13 protein-coding genes are annotated in these 17366 nt (G+C 69.3%); 3 read left to right on the top strand and 10 right to left on the bottom strand.

Features of this window, described 5'->3' with window-relative positions:
- Positions 1–2: 2 nt before the first annotated feature.
- From ACZ5U5_RS27765 to ACZ5U5_RS27755, 3 genes are all read right to left on the bottom strand, one after another.
- Positions 3–1325, bottom strand: a complete 1323-nt coding sequence (locus ACZ5U5_RS27765; protein ID WP_469026710.1) for an ABC transporter substrate-binding protein — start codon at positions 1323–1325, stop codon at positions 3–5.
- Between the two features lie 35 nt (positions 1326–1360).
- Entirely contained in the window at positions 1361–3028 is a 1668-nt protein-coding gene (locus ACZ5U5_RS27760) for a glycoside hydrolase family 13 protein (protein ID WP_469026708.1), read from the bottom strand.
- Positions 3029–3274: 246 nt separating this feature from the next.
- Entirely contained in the window at positions 3275–4540 is a 1266-nt protein-coding gene (locus tag ACZ5U5_RS27755) for an ABC transporter substrate-binding protein (RefSeq protein ID WP_469026706.1), read from the bottom strand.
- Positions 4541–4664: 124 nt separating this feature from the next.
- On the opposite strand from ACZ5U5_RS27755, the gene ACZ5U5_RS27750 reads away from it, so the two are divergent.
- From ACZ5U5_RS27750 to ACZ5U5_RS27740, 3 genes are all read left to right on the top strand, one after another.
- On the top strand, positions 4665–5177 hold the full coding sequence (locus ACZ5U5_RS27750; protein WP_365827279.1) for a PadR family transcriptional regulator: 513 nt from the start codon (positions 4665–4667) through the stop codon (positions 5175–5177).
- Complete coding sequence (locus ACZ5U5_RS27745) at positions 5150–5944, top strand: ABC transporter ATP-binding protein (RefSeq protein WP_469026704.1); 795 nt, start codon at positions 5150–5152, stop codon at positions 5942–5944. The genes ACZ5U5_RS27750 and ACZ5U5_RS27745 overlap by 28 nt, the downstream gene beginning before the upstream one ends.
- 73 nt (positions 5945–6017) lie before the next feature.
- A complete protein-coding gene (locus ACZ5U5_RS27740) occupies positions 6018–8312 on the top strand; it encodes an ABC transporter permease (RefSeq protein WP_469026702.1) in 2295 nt (764 codons plus the stop codon).
- Positions 8313–8367: 55 nt separating this feature from the next.
- Here the strand turns inward: ACZ5U5_RS27740 and pgi are convergent, their stop codons facing one another.
- The 7 genes from pgi to ACZ5U5_RS27705 form a co-directional block, all read right to left on the bottom strand.
- A complete protein-coding gene (gene pgi, locus ACZ5U5_RS27735; RefSeq protein WP_469026700.1) occupies positions 8368–10020 on the bottom strand; it encodes a glucose-6-phosphate isomerase in 1653 nt (550 codons plus the stop codon).
- 179 nt (positions 10021–10199) lie between these two features.
- Positions 10200–10535 carry an RNA polymerase-binding protein RbpA gene (locus ACZ5U5_RS27730; protein ID WP_363208051.1) on the bottom strand — a complete coding sequence of 112 codons (336 nt, stop codon included), beginning with the start codon at positions 10533–10535 and terminating at the stop codon, positions 10200–10202.
- A gap of 192 nt (positions 10536–10727) precedes the next feature.
- Positions 10728–10958 carry a preprotein translocase subunit SecG gene (gene secG, locus ACZ5U5_RS27725; protein WP_067430519.1) on the bottom strand — a complete coding sequence of 77 codons (231 nt, stop codon included), beginning with the start codon at positions 10956–10958 and terminating at the stop codon, positions 10728–10730.
- 113 nt (positions 10959–11071) lie between these two features.
- Positions 11072–11848 carry a triose-phosphate isomerase gene (gene tpiA, locus ACZ5U5_RS27720; protein ID WP_469026698.1) on the bottom strand — a complete coding sequence of 259 codons (777 nt, stop codon included), beginning with the start codon at positions 11846–11848 and terminating at the stop codon, positions 11072–11074.
- 6 nt (positions 11849–11854) lie between these two features.
- Positions 11855–13066 carry a phosphoglycerate kinase gene (locus ACZ5U5_RS27715; protein WP_469026696.1) on the bottom strand — a complete coding sequence of 404 codons (1212 nt, stop codon included), beginning with the start codon at positions 13064–13066 and terminating at the stop codon, positions 11855–11857.
- Between the two features lie 113 nt (positions 13067–13179).
- Positions 13180–14190 carry a type I glyceraldehyde-3-phosphate dehydrogenase gene (gene gap / locus ACZ5U5_RS27710; RefSeq protein WP_469026693.1) on the bottom strand — a complete coding sequence of 337 codons (1011 nt, stop codon included), beginning with the start codon at positions 14188–14190 and terminating at the stop codon, positions 13180–13182.
- A gap of 189 nt (positions 14191–14379) precedes the next feature.
- Positions 14380–17361 (bottom strand): M14 family metallopeptidase, encoded by a 2982-nt coding sequence (locus tag ACZ5U5_RS27705; RefSeq protein WP_469026691.1) that lies wholly within the window; start codon positions 17359–17361, stop codon positions 14380–14382.
- Positions 17362–17366: the final 5 nt, after the last annotated feature.

The raw sequence follows: 17366 nt of genomic DNA, 5'->3' as shown, positions 1-17366 counted from the left end.
GATCAGCCCTTGTCCGCCTTGGCCGCCGCGGCCTCGAGCCGCCGCGCCGTGGCCTTCGGGTCCGACGGGTCGCGCAGGAAGTCCTGGAGGAGCTTCCACTCGCCCATGCCCTTGGTGCCGCCGAAGGCCGCCGGGGCCTGGTCGGACATGTCGAAGCGGACCGAATCCCCGGCGCCGACAAGGGACTTGGCGGTCTCGCGGGTGACGTCGTCACCGTACGAGGCGAGGTCGACCTTCTTGTTCGGGGAGAGGAAGCCGCCCGCCTCGGCCCAGACGGCCGCCGCCTCGGGGGTCGCCAGGTACTCCAGGAACTTCATGGCGCCCTTCTGGTTCTTGCCGTCCTTCAGGGCGACCGCGGCGTCACCGCCGCTGACCACGGGCGCCTTGCCGCCGTCGACCGCGGGGAAGGGGAAGAAGTCGGCGTCCTCACCGATCTTCCTGTCGAACTGGTCCTTGGCGACACCGGCCACGAAGTCGCCCTCGTAGACCATGCCCGCCTTGGGCTCGGGCCCGAAGACCTTCTCGACGGAGCCCGGGAAGTCGGTGCTCAGGGCCTCCTTGCGGCCGCCCGCGATCAGCTGCTCGTCCTTGAAGAGCTTGCCGAGGGTGGTGAGCGCGTCGACTACGGAGGGGTCGGTCCACTTGATCTTGTGCGCGGCGAGCTGGTCGTACTTCTCGGGCCCGGCCTGCGAGAGGTAGATGTTCTCGAACCAGTCGGTGAGGGTCCAGCCGTCCTGTCCCGCGACGGAGAAGGCGTCGAGGCCCGAGTCGGAGACCGTCCCGCCGGCCTTGAGCATCTCCTCGTACGTCTTGGGGGGCTTGACGCCCGCCTGGTCGAGGGCTTCGGGGCTGTACCAGACGGTCGACTTGTGCGCGGCCTTGAAGTACAGGCCGTAGAAGGAGCCGTCGACACTGCCGTACTTCTTCCACACGTTCGCGTAGTTGGCGTCGACGGCCTGCTCGGTCGTCCTGGAGAGGGGCTTGAGCCAGCCCTTCCTGGCGAACTGCTTGAGGACGCCGACCTGCGGGACCATCACGACGTCGGGGGCGTTGCCGCCCTCGATCTTGCTTCCGACGACGGTGGAGACGTTGTCACCGGTGGAGGTGAACTGGACCTTGGCCCCGGTCTCCTCGCCGAAGGCGTCGAGCACCTTCTGGAAGTTCTTCTGCTCGCTGCCGGACCAGACGCCGGCGACGGTGATGGTCTGACCGTCGAGCGACTTGTCACCGCCGCCGGCGCTGACGTCGCCCCCGCCGCAGGCGGTGGCGCCCATGGCCAGGGCGAGGGCGGTGCAGCTCGCGAGCGTGATACGTCGTCGCATCATCGTTGATGTCCCTTCGGAGGCAAAAGAGTTGACGGTCAGGGGGTGGTGCGGTCGCCGATCCACCAGGCGGCGGTGGAGCCGGGAAGAACGCCGGTCGGGCACGGACCGCTGGACAGCAGCGGGGCGCCGGAGACGGGCGCGGGTACCGGGGCCGCGGTGAAGTTGACCGCGCACACGAGGCCGTCGCCGCGCACGAAGGCGAGGACGCCGGGCGGCGTGTCCAGCCAGTGCAGGGGCCCCTCACCCAACTGGGGCAGTCCGGCGCGCAGTTGGAGTCCGTCGCGGTAGAGGTGCCAGAAGGACCGGGTGTCGGCGAGCGCGCGGTCGGTGGCGTGCTCGGCGAACCACGCGGGCTGCGGCAGCCACGGCTTGGCGCTCTCGGCCCCGGAGGTGAAGCCGAACGGCGACGCGTGCCCCGACCACGGCAGCGGCACCCGGCAGCCGTCGCGGATCCGGGCCCGGCTTCCGGTGCGGTGGAAGATCGGGTCGGTGAGGACCTCGTCGGGCAGATCGTCGACCTCGGGAAGGCCGAGCTCCTCGCCCTGGTAGATGTACGCGGCTCCGGGCAGCGCCAGCATGAGCAGCGCCGCGGCCCGCGCCCGGGTGGCGCCGAGACCGCTGCCCTCGGTGCCGGACTCGCCGTACCGCGTGACCGTGCGTACCTGGTCGTGGTTGTTGAGCACCCAGGTGACCGTGGAGCCGGTGCCCGCGATGTCCCGCATCGCCTCGGTGATGACCTTGCGGAAGGCGTCCGCGTCCCAGGGCGCGCCCAGCAGGTCGAAGAAGAAGGCCTGGTGGAGCTCGTCGGGGCGTACGTACTGAGCGTGTTCGCGGGCGGTCGGCACGGAGACCTCGCCGACGAGGAGGCGCTCGTGGCCGTCGCGCGCCGTGTACTCCTCGCACACCGCCCGCCAGTGCCGCCACACGTCGTGGACCTCGGGCTGGTTCCAGGCGAGGGGGTTGACGGAGTCGCGGGTGCGGGCGTCGGCCTCGGGGTCCGGCGAGTCGGGCAGGTCGGGGTGCTTGAAGAGCCCTGCGGCGACATCGATGCGGAAGCCGTCCACGCCCCGGTCGAGCCAGAACCGCAGGGCGTGCTCGAAGTGGGCGCCCACCTCGGGGTTGCGCCAGTTCAGGTCCGGCTGCTCGGGCGTGAACATGTGCAGGTACCACTGGCCGGGGGTGCCGTCGGGATCGGTGACACGGGTCCAGGCGGGGCCGCCGAACATGGCGTGCCAGTTGTTGGGCGGCTCGTCGCCGTGCGGGCCGCGGCCTTCGGCGAAGTGGAAGCGGGCGCGCTCGACGCTGCCGGGCTTCGTGGCGAGCGCGGCACGGAACCAGGCGTGCTCGCTGGAGCAGTGGTTGGGGACGATGTCCAGGAGCACCTTGACGCCGAGGCGCCGCGCGTCGGCCATCAGCAGGTCGAACTCGGCGAGGCTGCCGAAGATCGGGTCCACGTCGCAGTAGTCGGCGACGTCGTAGCCGTGGTCGCGCTGGGGCGAGGGGTAGAAGGGGCTCAGCCAGATCCCGTCGACGCCGAGCTTCTTCAGATACGGCAGTCCCGCGCGAACCCCCGCGAGGTCGCCGATGCCGTCACCGGTGCTGTCCAGAAAGCTGCGGACGTACACCTGGTAGATCACCGCGTCCCGCCACCAGTGGTGCGTGTGGAGGCGCGCGAGGCCGTCGCCGGCCGGGGCTGTGAGCATGACCCGTTGACCTGTCTACGTGAAGTGCTGGAAGTGCTGGAAGCGCTGAGAAGGCGCGTAGAAGTACGCGAGGGGTGTGCGGCCGAGAGCCGACCGCGACCCGTGCGGTTATGCATGCATGTTAAGTAGGCATGTCGCAGAGGTGTCAACGAGTAGACGGAAAGCCGTGCTCAGTTGAGTTGGTATGTCCGGAGTTTTCGGTACCGCTGGGGCCTCTGAAGCCCACCCCGGCTACCTAACATGTAACTAGCGCGAGAGGGCAGCAAGCTCCCGGGCGAGGCGCCGCACCGCAGCCGCGGGCGTCTGATGTCCCGCCATGGCGTCGTACACGGCGGCCTGCACGGCCAGGCTCACCTGGTCGTAGCGAGGGCTCTTGGGACGCGGCGCCGCCGCGAGCACGCTCGCACGCAGCGTCGGCAGATACGGGAACTTCCGGATCAGCGCGGGGTCCTGGTAGAGCGCGGCCCGCACGGGCGGCAGCGCGCCCCGCGTGAGCACCTGCCGCTGCACCTTCTCGCCGGTGAGATACGCGAGCAGGCGCGTGGCGGAAGCGGGGTGCCGCGCATGGGAGCTGACGGCGAGGTTCGAGCCCCCGAGCACACTCGTCCCCGGGCCGTCGGGACCTGGGAGCGGCAGGGCGCCGACCTTCCCCGCGACCGCGGACTTCTTGCCGGACGCACTCACGTAGGCATAGGGCCAGTTGCGCAGGAAGAGGAGCCTGCCCTCCTGGAAGGCCTGCCGGGACTCCTCCTCCGTGTACGTCAGCGCCTTCTTCGGGATCCAGCCCTCGCGCACCCCGCGGGCGAGGAACCCGATGCCCTCGCGGGCCGCCGCGGAGTCCACGGTGACGCGCTCGCCCTCGTCGCCGAGGATCGTGCCGCCCGCCGAGTAGACCGCCTCGGCGGCGTTCACGGTGAGCCCTTCGTAGGGGAGGAGCTGGCCGGCGTATCCGTCGAGTCCGTGCTTGGGGGCGCTGGTCTTCGCCGCCCGTTCCAGGTCGGCCCAGGTGCGCGGCGGCGCGATGCCTTCCTCGGCCAGGACGTCCTTGCGGTACAGGAGCAGCCCGGCGTTGGTGACGTAGGGGACGGCGTACAGCTTCTCGTCGTACGTGGCCGTGTCCACGACCGGCGGCAGGAAGCTCTTCAGCGGGAAGCTGTCGCGCCTCAGCGGGGCGATCCAGCCCGCGGCGGCGAACTCCGAGGTCCAGGCGACGTCGATGTTGAGCACGTCGAAGCGGCTGTCGCCCGAGCGCAGGTCGGTGGTCATCTGCGCATGGGTCTCGTCGGCGGAGTCCGGGAGCTCGACGAGGGTGACCTTCTCGCCGGGGTGAGTACGGTTCCACCCCTTGAGGAGGGGCCCCAGATAGCCGGTGAGGTCGCCCGCCGTCGCCAGCGTCAGGGGGCCGCGACCATCACCGCGTGCCCCGTCGGAGGGGGTTCCCGAGGCGACGTAACCGGACAGGACCACGGCGACGACCAGGAGTCCCCTACCCGCGGCACGCGTCCACCGCATAGGTTCCTCCCTGTACACCGGCGCCCGGCACCTTCGCCCTGCGTCAGGGGCCATGTATACCCGTTAGGTATGGGCGATACTAGGGCCTGGAGCACAAAGCGAGAATGCGAGGAGGAGAGCACGAGTGCGGCTGCCCCTCCTGGCTCTCCTGGCGCGAGGCCCGGCCCACGGCTACGAGCTCAAGCAGGACCTTGAGCAACTCCTCGGCTCCGCGTACCCTCAGCCGAACGTCGGCCAGATCTATGTGACGCTGGGCCGCCTCGAGAAGTCGGGACTGATCGAGGGCGAGGAAGTCGAGCAGTCGAGCCGACCCAACAAGAAGATCTACCACCTCACCGACGCCGGGCGGGAAGCGCTGCACGCCTGGTACGAGGAGACGGCGGACGAGCCGCGGGTACGGGACGAGTTCTTCATGAAGCTCGCGCTCGCCCCGCGGACCGGTCTCGCCGACCAGATCGCCCTCATCAACAAACAGCGGCGCCAGTACCTGAACACCATGCGCGATCTGTCGAAGCTGTCCGCGGCCGAGAACCGGGACAACCGCATGTCCCAACTCCTGATCGAGGGCGCCATGCTGCACCTGCAGGCCGATCTCGACTGGCTCGAGCGATGCCAGGAAGAGCTGGAGGAGCCGTAGTGAAGAGCCGTCCCTCCGCGCCGTCTCCCGTGCCTCCCCTGCTTGAGGCCGAGGGCCTGGTCAAGACCCACTACGGCGAGGGCGCACCCGCCCCTGCCGTACGCGGTGTCGATCTCTGTGTACGGCACGGCGAATTCGTCGCCGTCACCGGTCCTTCCGGCGCCGGGAAGTCGACCCTGCTGCACCTGCTCGGCGGGCTCCAGCGGCCGGACAGCGGCAGCATCCGCCTGGACGGCGAGTCCACCGACTCCTACAGCGAGGCGCGCTGGGCGGTGGAACGCCGGCGCCGGATCGGCATCGTCTTCCAGTTCTTCAACCTCGTCTCCAATCTGTCGGTCGCCGACAATGTGGAGCTGCCCGCGCTGCTCGCCGGGACCTCGCCGAAACAGGCGCGCGCCGAACGCTCGGAGCTCCTGGCCGAGCTTGGCCTCGAGGGCAAGGAGCGCAGCATGCCGGGCGAGCTGTCCGGCGGCGAGCAGCAGCGCGTCGCACTGGCCCGCGCCCTGGTCAACCACCCTTCCCTCCTGCTCGCCGACGAGCCCGCGGGCAGCCTGGACAGCAAGGGCAGGCGCGAGGTGATGCGCCTGTTGTCCCGCTTCCACCAGCGCGGTCAGACGATCGTCCTTGTCACCCATGACGCACGGCTCGCGAGCTCCGCGGACCGCGTCATCAGCTTCTTCGACGGCCGGATCGCCGACGACGCCGATCTCGGCGGCACACCGCCGCGCGGCACCGGCATATCCGGCGTGCTCGAACTGAAGGACTGACCCCGCGTGCACGCCCTCCTGCCGACGAGCCACCCCGCCGCCGTACGCGATCTCGGGCCGAGGGGCTGAGGGCATGTGGGCCACCCTGCGCTGGGCGCACGCCGATCTGCGGACGCATCGGGGCGAGGCGCTGTTCATCGTGCTCGCCACCACCGGGATCGTCGCCTCGCTGCTGCTCGCCGCGGCCCTCTTCGGGTACGCCACCAACCCTTGGCAGCGCGTCTTCACCCAGTCACGGGGCGCCCATGTGTGGATCCACACCGGGGCCTCCACCGACGCGGGCCGCCTTGCCCGTCTCGGCGGCGTCGAATCCGTGTCGGGGCCGTACCGGACCGCCGCGGCCGCCGTAGAGTCGCGCGGCGCCCGTGCCTCCGTCGAACTGCGCGGAATCACCGGCGGGCCACCCGCCACCGGGCGCCCCCTGCTCACCTCGGGCCGCTGGCTCGACCCGGCCACGCCGGACGGCGTCGTCCTCGAACACGGCCTCGCCCGTGCGCTGTGGGCCGAGCCCGGCGACACCCTGAAGCTGCCGGGGACCGCACGCACCCTGACCGTCCTCGGCATCGCCGACAGCGCCGAGCCCGGCTACAGCCCCGGGGAGCGCGCCGGACTCGTCTGGGCGCCCCCGTCCGTCGTGCAGCGGACCGACGGACGCCCTGGCAAGGTCGTCGGGCTGCGCCTCACCGACCCGGACGACACGAACTACGCCGTGCAGCGCGCCGTCACGACTCTGGGCGCGGGAGCGGTCACCCAGGTCTCCCACTGGCAGCAGGCGCGCGCCGAGGCCCAGGGCGGCAACCGGCTGCTCGGCCAGGTGCTCGGCCTCTTCGGCCTGGGCGCCCTGGTCGCCGCCGCCCTCGCCGTGTACGGGGCCATCGAGACCCGGATCCGCGGTCATCTGCGGGACGTCTCGATCCTGAAGGCCATCGGCTTCACACCCGGCCAGGTGGTACGCAGCTTCCTCGTCCAGCATCTGGCGTACGCCCTGCTCGGCGCCGCGACGGCGACGGCTCTCGTCCAGACCCTGGGCAGCCGTGTCCCGGGGCGGCTCGGCGACGCGATCGGCGTGTGGCAGGGGCTGCCGGGGCATACGGCGGCCCTGTTCGGGGTGCCGGCCGCCGTGGTGCTCTTCATCGGCGCCATGACAGGGGTCGCCGCGTGGCGGGCCGGGCGCGTGCCCTCGGTGCCGGTGCTGCGGGCCGCGGCGGCGCCGGGCGGGCGCCTGTCCGGCGTGGCCCGCCAGGCACTGGGGCTGCGGCTGCCGCCCGCGCTGGTCCTCGGCTGGCACAAGGCGTTCACGCGGCGGCCACGCTCGCTGTCCGCCATCGCCCGCCTCGCCCTGCCGTTCCTCCTGATCGTGGTCGCGCTGAGCGCCTGGACCACCATCGACCGGTTTCACGACGAGCCCCAGGAGCTCGGCTTCGCCGCCGCGCTCACCGCACGCGCCGACGAGAACCTGGCCGACTCCGGGGCACGGGACCTCCTCGCCGGAAACCGGCAGGTCACCGCGGTCCACCCGGGCATCGAGGTGGCGGCCCTGGTCCCCGGCCAGACCGGCACCATCGCGCTGCGCGGCCTCGGCACGCACCAGAACCCGTACCCCTACACGCTGGCCGAGGGCCGCCCGGCGCGCGGCCTCGACGAGGCGGTGGCCGGGCAGGGGCTCCTCGACGCGCTGGACGTACGCGTCGGTGACTGGGTGCGGATGACGGTGGGCGGGCGTCCGCAGATCCTGCACATCGTGGGCCGCAACATCGAGCCGGAGAACGGCGGCCGGGTCATCTCCACCTCGCTCGACACGCTGCGCGAGAACGACCCGAAGCTCCATCCCACGCTCTACCAGCTCCAGTTGCGCCCCGGCGCGGATCCCGCCGCGGTCGGCGCCGAGCTGACGGAGACTTCGCGGGGGCATCTCGACGTCCACGCCGTGACCAACCCGGCCGACGGGCTCTCACCCCTGCGTTCGGTGGTCATCGGCCTGATCGCCGTCCTTGCCCTGATCGGGCTCATCGAGCTGCTGACCGCGATCGGCGGCACAGTGCGCGAGGGAGAACGCGATCTGCTGGCCCTCAAGGCGATCGGTCTCTCCCCACGGCAGATCACGGCGGTCACGGTGACGGCGACCGGGTGCACCGCCCTCGCCGCCGTCCTCACCGGCACGGCGCTCGGGCTGCCCCTCGCGCACTGGCTGATCGACGCCCAAGGGCGGTCGAACGGCATCGGCGCCGGTATCGCCCGGTCGCCGTCCCCCGCTCTGCTCATGCTCTTCGGCGGGGCCGCGGTTCTGGGAGCCGCCGCGCTCGCCGCTCTCCCGGCGTCGCGAGCGGCCCGCCGCCGCCTCGCGGACACGCTGAGCGCGGTCGCCTGAGAACTGAGGCGGCGACAGCCTCGGGGTCACCCCGGGCCGGGGTGACCCCTTGGGCTCAACGCCCGCGCAGAGTGCGGTACTTGGCGACCAGAGCCGTCGTCGACCCATCGAGGTCCGCCACGTCGGCGCCCTCCGTCAGGGCCGGCTCGATGCGCTTTGCGAGGACCTTGCCGAGCTCGACGCCCCACTGGTCGAAGGAGTCGATGTTCCACACGGCGCCCTGCACGAACACCTTGTGTTCGTAGAGCGCGATGAGTTGACCGAGAACCGACGGTGTCAGTTCCTTGGCGAGGATCGTCGTCGTCGGGTGGTTGCCCTTGAACGTCTTGTGCGGAACCAGTTCGTCCGGCACACCCTCGGCCCGCACCTCGTCGGGCGTCTTGCCGAAGGCCAACGCCTGTGTCTGCGCGAAGAAGTTGGCCATCAGGAGGTCGTGCTGGGCGACAAGCCCCGGCAGCAGATCGGCGACCGGCTCGGCGAAGCCGATGAAGTCCGCCGGGATCAACTTCGTGCCCTGGTGGATGAGTTGGTAGTACGCGTGCTGGCCGTTGGTGCCCGGGGTGCCCCAGACGACCGGTCCCGTCTGCCAGTCGACCGGCTCGCCGTCGCGGGTCACGGACTTGCCGTTGGACTCCATGTCCAGCTGCTGGAGGTAGGCGGTGAACTTGGAGAGGTAGTGCGAGTACGGCAGGACCGCGTGCGACTGGGCGTCGTGGAAGTTGCCGTACCAGATGCCCAACAGGCCGAGCAGCAACGGCACGTTGGACTCGGCGGGCGCGGTGCGGAAGTGCTCGTCGACGAGGTGGAAGCCGTCCAGCATCTGCCGGAAGGCGTCCGGGCCGATCGCGATCATCAGCGCGAGACCGATCGCCGAGTCGTACGAGTAGCGGCCGCCGACCCAGTCCCAGAACTCGAACATGTTGGCCGTGTCGATGCCGAAGTCGGAGACCTTCTCGGCGTTCGTCGACAGGGCCACGAAGTGCTTGGCGACGGCGCTCTGGTCGGCGCGCAGGCCGGTCAGGAGCCAGTCGCGCGCCGAGGTGGCGTTCGTGATGGTCTCGATCGTGGTGAACGTCTTCGAGGCGATGACGAAAAGGGTCTCGGCCGGGTCCAGGTCCCGCACGGCCTCGTGCAGGTCGGCGCCGTCGACGTTCGACACGAAACGCACGGTGAGGTCACGGTCGGTGAAGGAGCGCAGCGCCTCGTACGCCATGGCGGGGCCCAGGTCGGAGCCGCCGATGCCGACGTTCACGATGTTCTTGATGCGCTTGCCGGTGTGCCCGGTCCACTCGCCGGAGCGGACCTTGTCCGCGAAGGCGCTCATCTTGTCGAGCACGGCGTGCACGGCCGGCACGACGTTCTCGCCGTCGACCTCGATCACCGCGTCCCGCGGGGCGCGCAGCGCCGTGTGCAGGACGGCGCGGTCCTCGGTGGTGTTGATCTTCTCGCCGCGGAACATGGCGTCCCGCAGGCCGAAGACGTCGGTGGCCGCGGCGAGCTCGCGCAGGAGCGTCAGCGTCTCGTCCGTGACGAGGTGCTTGGAGTAGTCGACGTGCAGGTCGCCGACCTGGAGCGTGTACTGCGTGCCGCGCGCCGGGTCCTTGGCGAAAAGATCACGCAGCTGCACCTCCCCCAGCTGCTCCCGGTGCTTGCCGATCGCCGCCCATTCGGGCGTCTGGTTGAGCCTGGCGCGGCTTTCTGCGTTCATCTCGGACTTCAGCCTTCTCTCGTACCTGTGTACGTACCTTGCCCCGCTGCACGTTCCAACCTAATTGATCAGGGCCCGATATGAGATCTCTGAAGCTGTCTGTCCGCACACGTGCCAGTAAACGCCACGTGAAAAACACAGCGGCCGGACATCCACAGATGTCCGGCCCTTCTCACGCTCTAGATCTCGCCCCGCAGTTTTGCCAGCGCCTCCGCGAGAATCGCCTCGCCGTCCGCGTCGGTGCGCCGCTCCCGCACATACGCCAGGTGCGTCTTGTACGGCTCGGTGCGGGGCGGGTCGGGCGGGTTGTCCCGGTCCTGACCTGCCGGGAAGCCGCAGCGGGGGCAGTCCCAGGTATCGGGGACCTGCGCGTCGCTGGCGAAGCTGGGCACCGTCTCGTGTCCGTTGGAGCACCAGAAGGAGATGCGCAGACGCGGCGCGGACTCACCGCGCTCGGCCTCGCCCATCGGCCCCGCCCCGACCCGACTTCCTCGGATCGCGTTGCCACTTGCCACGGTCGTAACTCCCTGCGTGATGGTGCTGCTGCGGGCGCCTCAGTCTACGTAAGGCCCAACGCGCGTCCAGTGTTTGGAGTTACACCCCGCCCCGAGACGCAAGCCCCATGATAATCCGCGCCGTGCGGCGCGCACCGTACATGGGGCTTTAAGCGAAGCTTTCGCAAGGTGGCAATCAAGCCGCTTTCGCGGTCAGTTGTTCACCTTCATCAACAGGCCGAGCACGACAATGCACGCGAACCAGAGAAGACCGACCACGACAGTGATGCGGTCGAGGTTGCGCTCGGCGACCGACGAGCCGCCGACGGAGGACTGCATGCCGCCACCGAACATGTCGGAAAGGCCGCCGCCCTTGCCCTTGTGCATCAGCACAAGGAGCATCATCAGCCCACTGAAGACGATCAGGGCGATCGAGAACCCCATAACCACGGCTGGACCAACTTCCTCGGATCTGGACAGACGACGGGGGCCGGAGCCTCTTGATTCGAAGCCGCCCGGCCCCCGCAAGGGTACGACGTATCGGCGCTACCGCATACTCACTGGTCGCGGAACCGGACGATCTTGACGAACTCGTCCGAGTCGAGCGCCGCGCCGCCCACCAGGGCGCCGTCGACATCGGCCTGCGCCATGATCGCGGCCACATTGCCGGACTTCACGGAGCCGCCGTACTGGATGCGGACCTTGTCGGCGAGCTCCTGCGAGTACAGCTCGGCGAGGCGGCCGCGGATCGCGCCGCACACCTCCTGGGCGTCCTCGGGGGTCGCGACCTTGCCGGTGCCGATGGCCCACACCGGCTCGTACGCGATGACGATGGACTCGGCCTGCTCGGCGGGGAGGTCCTTCAGGCCGCCGTCGAGCTGGGCGAGGGTGTACTCGATTTGCTGGCCGGCCTCGCGGATGTCGAGGCCCTCGCCGATGCAGAGGATCGGGGTCAGGCCGTGCTTGTAGGCGGCCTTCACCTTCGCGTTGCAGATCTCGTCGGTCTCGTCGTGGTACTGACGGCGCTCGGAGTGGCCCACGGCCACGTACGTGCACTTCAGCTTGGCGAGCATCGGGCCCGAGATCTCACCGGTGTAGGCACCGGTGTCGTGCGCCGAGATGTCCTGGGCGCCGTACTTGATCTTGAGCTTGTCGCCGTCGACCAGGGTCTGCACCGACCGCAGGTCGGTGAAGGGGGGCAGGACGGCGACCTCGACGGCCTCGTAGTCCTTGTCGGCCAGGGCGAAGGCGAGCTTCTGGACGTGGGCGATGGCCTCGAGGTGGTTGAGGTTCATCTTCCAGTTGCCCGCCATCAGCGGGGTACGCGTAGTCATCAGGTGTCAGTTCTCCAGTGCGGCGAGGCCGGGGAGCGTCTTGCCCTCGAGGTATTCGAGGGAGGCGCCGCCGCCGGTGGAAATGTGGCCGAATGCATTCTCGTCGAAGCCCAGCGTGCGGACGGCCGCGGCGGAGTCGCCACCGCCGACGACCGTGAAGGCCGGGGAGTCGAGGAGTGCCTGGGCGACCGCCTTGGTGCCCTCGGCGTAGTCGGGGTGCTCGAAGACGCCCATCGGACCGTTCCAGAAGACGGTGGCCGCGTCGGCGAGCTTCGAGGCGTAGAGCTTGCGGGTCTCGGGACCGATGTCGAGACCCTCCTGGTCGGCCGGGATGGCGTCCGCGGCGACCGTGGTGGGGTTGGCCGGGGCCTTGGTCTTCAGGTCCGGGAACTCCGTGGAGACCAGCACGTCGACGGGGAGGACCAGCTCGACGCCCTTCTCCTCGGCGCGCTTGATGTACTCCTTGACGGTCGGGACCTGGTCCTCCTGGAGGAGGGAGATACCGACCTCGTGGCCCTGGGCCTTGAGGAAGGTGTATGCCATGCCGCCACCGATCAGGAGACGGTCGGCCTTGCCGAGCAGCTGGTCGATGACGGCCAGCTTGTCGGAGACCTTGGCGCCGCCGAGCGCGACGACGTACGGGCGCTTGACGTCCTCGGTGAGCTTCTTCAGGACGCCGACCTCGGTGGCGATGAGGTAGCCGGCGTAGTGCGGCAGGCGCGCCGGGAGGTCGTACACGGAGGCGTGCTTGCGGTGCACGGCGCCGAAGCCGTCGCCTACGTAGACGTCCGCGAGAGCGGCGAGCTTGTCGGCGAACTCGCCGCGCTCGGTGTCGTCCTTGGAGGTCTCGCCCGCGTTGAAGCGGAGGTTCTCGATGACGGCGACCTGGCCGGACTCGAGGCCGTCGACCGCGTCGTGCGCGGCGGGGCCGACGGTGTCCTGTGCGAACGCGACGGGCTTGCCGAGGAGTTCACCGAGGCGCTCGGCGGCGGGAAGCAGCGAGAACGCCGGGTCCGGGGCGCCCTTGGGGCGGCCGAGGTGCGAGGCGACGATCACCTTGGCGCCCGCTTCGGCGAGCTTGGTGACGGTCGGCAGGACGGCGCGGATGCGGCCGTCGTCGGTGATGGTGCCGTCGGCGAGCGGCACGTTGAGGTCGGCGCGGACGAAGACCCGCTTGCCTTCGACCCCTTCGGCGAGAAGTTCGTCGATCGTCTTCATGGCTGGACTCCAGGACTCCTTAAAAGGGCTGACGTGCAACAACAACAAGGCCCGGACCACGCAGTATGCGCGATCCGGACCCTGTGCTCACATCGAGGTGCCTGCTCTGGTGATCAGAGCTGGCCGCCGACGAAGACCGTGAGGTCGACGAGGCGGTTGGAGTAGCCCCACTCGTTGTCGTACCAGCCGAGGATCTTCACCGTCTTGCCCTCCTGGACCATGGTCAGGGAGGAGTCGAAGGTGCAGGAGGCCGGGTCGCCGACGATGTCCGACGACACGATCGGGTCCTCGGTGTAGGTGAGGAAGCCCTTGAGGGCGCCGTCGTCGGAGGCCTTCTTGAACGCGGCGTTGACCTCGTCCTTGGTGACCTCGCGCTGCAGGTCGACGACGAGGTCGGTGGCGGAACCGGTCGGGACCGGGACGCGCATCGCGATGCCGTCGAGCTTGCCCTTGAGCTGCGGAAGGACCAGAGCGGTGGCCTTGGCGGCACCGGTCGTGGTCGGGATGATGTTCTCGGCGGCGGCGCGGGCGCGACGCAGGTCCGAGTGCGGGAAGTCCAGGATGCGCTGGTCGTTGGTGTACGCGTGGACCGTCGTCATCAGGCCCTTGACGATGCCGAAGTTCTCGTCGAGAACCTTCGCCATCGGCGCCACACAGTTGGTGGTGCAGGACGCGTTCGAGATGACGTGGTGGTTGGCCGCGTCGTACTTGTCCTGGTTGACGCCCATCACGATGGTGATGTCCTCGTCCTTGGCCGGAGCCGAGATGAGGACCTTCTTCGCGCCACCGGCGATGTGCTTCTCGGCGTCGGCCTTCTTGGTGAAGATGCCCGTCGACTCGATCACGATGTCGACGTTCAGCTCGCCCCACGGGATGTCGGCGGGGTTGCGCTCGGACAGCACCTTGATGGTGTGGCCGTCGACCGTGATGGTGTCCTCGGTGTGCGACACCTCGGCCTTGAGACGGCCCAGGATGGTGTCGTACTTCAGAAGGTGCGCGGTAGTCGCGGTGTCACCCAGGTCGTTGACAGCCACGATCTCGATGTCCGCACCCTGCTCAAGCAGCGCCCGGAAGTAGTTGCGCCCGATGCGGCCGAAGCCGTTGATGCCTACGCGGATCGTCACGAACCGATCTCCTCGTTGGTACGCCGGTTTCAGACGCCGGCGAGTTGTATGGGATGTCCCCGACCGCCTCCGACCCTACCTCTCTGATGGCCTTTGGGTGACATCGACAGGGGGCCCGGACGGCACGGTGGTCCGTACTCCCGAGTAGGGAACACGGACCACCGCGATCTCGGCTTTGATTACGCAGCGTCAGCGGCGCAGATGTGCAAGGGATGCGCCCATAAGAGCGGCCCGTTCGGCACTTCCGGGTACATGCTCGAACCCGAACCCGAGCAGCACGCTGTCACGCGCTGTGACGGCCGCATAGGGCTTGTAGAGCTCCCCTGTACGGGCCCAGTCACCCGTGATGTTGGGGCTTCCGGGGGGTGCCGGAGCGACCGCCCAGGTGCCCAGCGAGGACTCGAATCCCTCGGTCTGCGTGGCGTTGCCCCCTATCACGAGCTGAGCGTTGTCGGCAAAGAACCCGCGGCCCCCGCTGGAGGGGTCGGTGATGGAGCTGAGCGAGACCTCGACCGTCTTGCCCGCGTAGGCGCTCAGGTCGAAGGAGACGTTCTTCCAGCCGCTGGAGGACCCGGTGAAGCTGTTCCAGGCCCCGCTGGTGCCGGACGCCGTGCAGCCGGTCGCCGACTGCGTCAGGTAGTGGCGCAGGAACGGGTGGCCGTTGATGAAGAACCCGGCCCCGCACTCGGCGGGCACGGCCTGGGACGAGTTGCCGTTGGAGTCCGGCAGCGTGGTCCAGTCGTCGGCTCCGGCGGTGTGTGCCTCGAGCACGCCGTGGTCGTAACCGGTCTCGAGGTTCCAGTTGAGCGCGAACCGCAGCTGCGGCTGGTCCGCGGCCGTGACCCCGGTCAGGTCGATGGTGCGGGTCAGCCGCTTCCAGTCCTGGTCGGCGTGGGACGCCGACGCCATGCCCTGCCCCTCGAAGGGCGCGTACGGATTGGCGAGCCCGGGGTAGCTGCCTGCCGCCGCGCTCTTGAACTGCGGGAACTCGTCGGCGGGCAGACTGTCGGACGTGACGGTGTAACGGCCCGCCTTGTCCAGGGGGTTGGCTTCGGCCGCGGCGAGCGGCGTCTGTACGCCGTCGAGCGCGCCGCTGCCGGTGAAGCTGGTGGCGCCTGGTGCGGAGAGGCGTTCGTAGGCGCCGAGGTAGTACTGCGCGAAGTCGTCGGTCAGCGCGTCCCCGAGGTCCACGTTGCCGCCCGTGCGCTCACCGGACTCGATCAGCTTGCCGCCCTCGTTGAGGTAGGCGCGCAGGGCGAGTTGGGTGGCCGCGCCGGGCACCGGGTCGCCGGTGTAGTGCACGACCGCGGAGAAGTGCGACAGGACGCCGAGCGGATGCGGGGCGCCCTTCTTGGCGACGTCCCAGACCACGGCGGAACGGCCGTTGGCCTTCAGGGCGTCGACGTACTTCTGGGCCTGTGTGGCGGGGGCACCCTCCTCGGCGACGACGAGGGTGTTCGCCTTGGCCCGCTCGGCGACGGTGTACGTGAAGTGCGGGCTCTCCGTGCGGCCCTTCTTGTTGCGGCCGGTGAACCACACCTCGACCTTGTCGCCCGCGCGCGTGTCCTCGATCTCGGCGCGGTACTGGTCGAAGTGGAGGTTGTCCTCACCGCCGTACGTCTCGCCGCCCTTCCATGCCTTGAGGTTCTCGTCGTGCGTACGGCCGCCGTTGACGCGGTAGTTGAGCTCCTTGTCGCGCACCGACTTGCGGGCGGTGACGGCGACTTCCTGGTCACCGCCGCGTGCGTACGACTCCGTGAAGGAGTCCGGCGTGAAGTCGGGGGCCTCGATGCCGGTGACGGAGACCGGCTGGTCGGGGTGGGTGGCGGTCTCGGCAACGGCGAGCGCGAACGGGACGTTCTTCGCGAACTCCTGTTGGATCAGCTTCTCGTCGTCCGGGAAGGTGAAGATCGAGGCGCAGTCCTCGGGTTTCCAGGCGTCATTGGGGTCGACGTTCGAGGCCGTCTGGCAGGTGGACATCTCCGGCGTGAACATCGAGATGCCGTTGATGTTGCCCGCGTGGCCGTCCGCCTCACCATTGGTGGTGTAGAGCTCGGAGGAGACCTGCGGGTGGTAGCCGGGGACGGCGGGCTTCTCCGGGGTGCCGTTCAGCGCCTTGTAGAGGACGTCGTCCGGGCTCGGCGTGGCGACCTGCCAGCCGATTCCGTAGAGGAGCAGTTCGGCCGCCGAGTGGTAGTTGATGCCGTACGTGAAGCCGATGCGCTTCTGGAAGCGGTCGATCGCCTTGGTCTCGGGCTCGGACATGGGGCCGGTGCCGCGGTAGGTCTCCGAGGACGGCTCGGGGGACGAGCCCTCGTTGTCGTAGCCCCACTTGTAGGCGAAGTTGCGGTTGAGGTCGACGCCGTCGCCCGCCGCGATCTTGCCGTCGCCGTCGATGTCGCGGAGGTTCTTGCGCCACTGGCGGTCACCGTCGGCGGCGTGCGTGAAGTCGTATCCGTCGGGGTTGGCGGAGAGCACGAACCACAGCTCGGTGGTGTTCACGAGCTTGGTGATGCGCTTGTCCTTGCCGTAGTTGTCCAGGTAGTGGTGCATCAGGCGGCGCGTCATCTCGGGGGTGATCCACTCGCGCGCGTGCTGGTTGGACATGTAGAGCGTGGACGGCTTGGAGCCGTCCTTGGCCTTGCTCGCGCCCTTGGAGAGCTTCAGGGCGAGGATGTCCTGGCCTTTGAGCGTCTTGCCGATGGAGACGACCTTGGTGAGGCCCGGGTGGGCCTGACCGGTCTTGACGATCTCCTCCTTGAGGCCGCCCTTGCCGCTGTACGGGCGGAACACACCGTCCCCCGCGGCCTTGAGCTTCTGCTGCGCAGCGGCCGAGACCTTCTGCTCGGTGAGCTTCACGCCCTCGTGCTCGACACCCTTGGCCTGCGCCTCGGTCAGATAGACCTCGACGCGGGCGGTGCCGCGCTCGCGGGTCTGCCCGGCGAGTTCGTGGACGTCCTGACCCGCCTGCACGAGGATCGGGATCTGCTTCTCGGTGACCACGGCCTCGTAGACCTTCACGGCCGCCGGGTCGTCGGCGGCCGGGGCCTTGGCCCCGCTGTCGGCCTGGGCGTGCGGCACTGCGACAAGGCCGCCGACGAGCAGTGCGCCCGCGGCGACGACGGATCTGAAACCGGCTCTGGATCTTTTGGATCTCTCTCTTGGTCTCATGAGCC

The sequence above is a fragment of the Streptomyces sp. NPDC033177 genome (assembly GCF_055577715.1).
The sequence above is the reverse complement of the archived record's forward strand: the minus strand, read 5'-3'. Positions and strand labels throughout refer to the sequence as shown.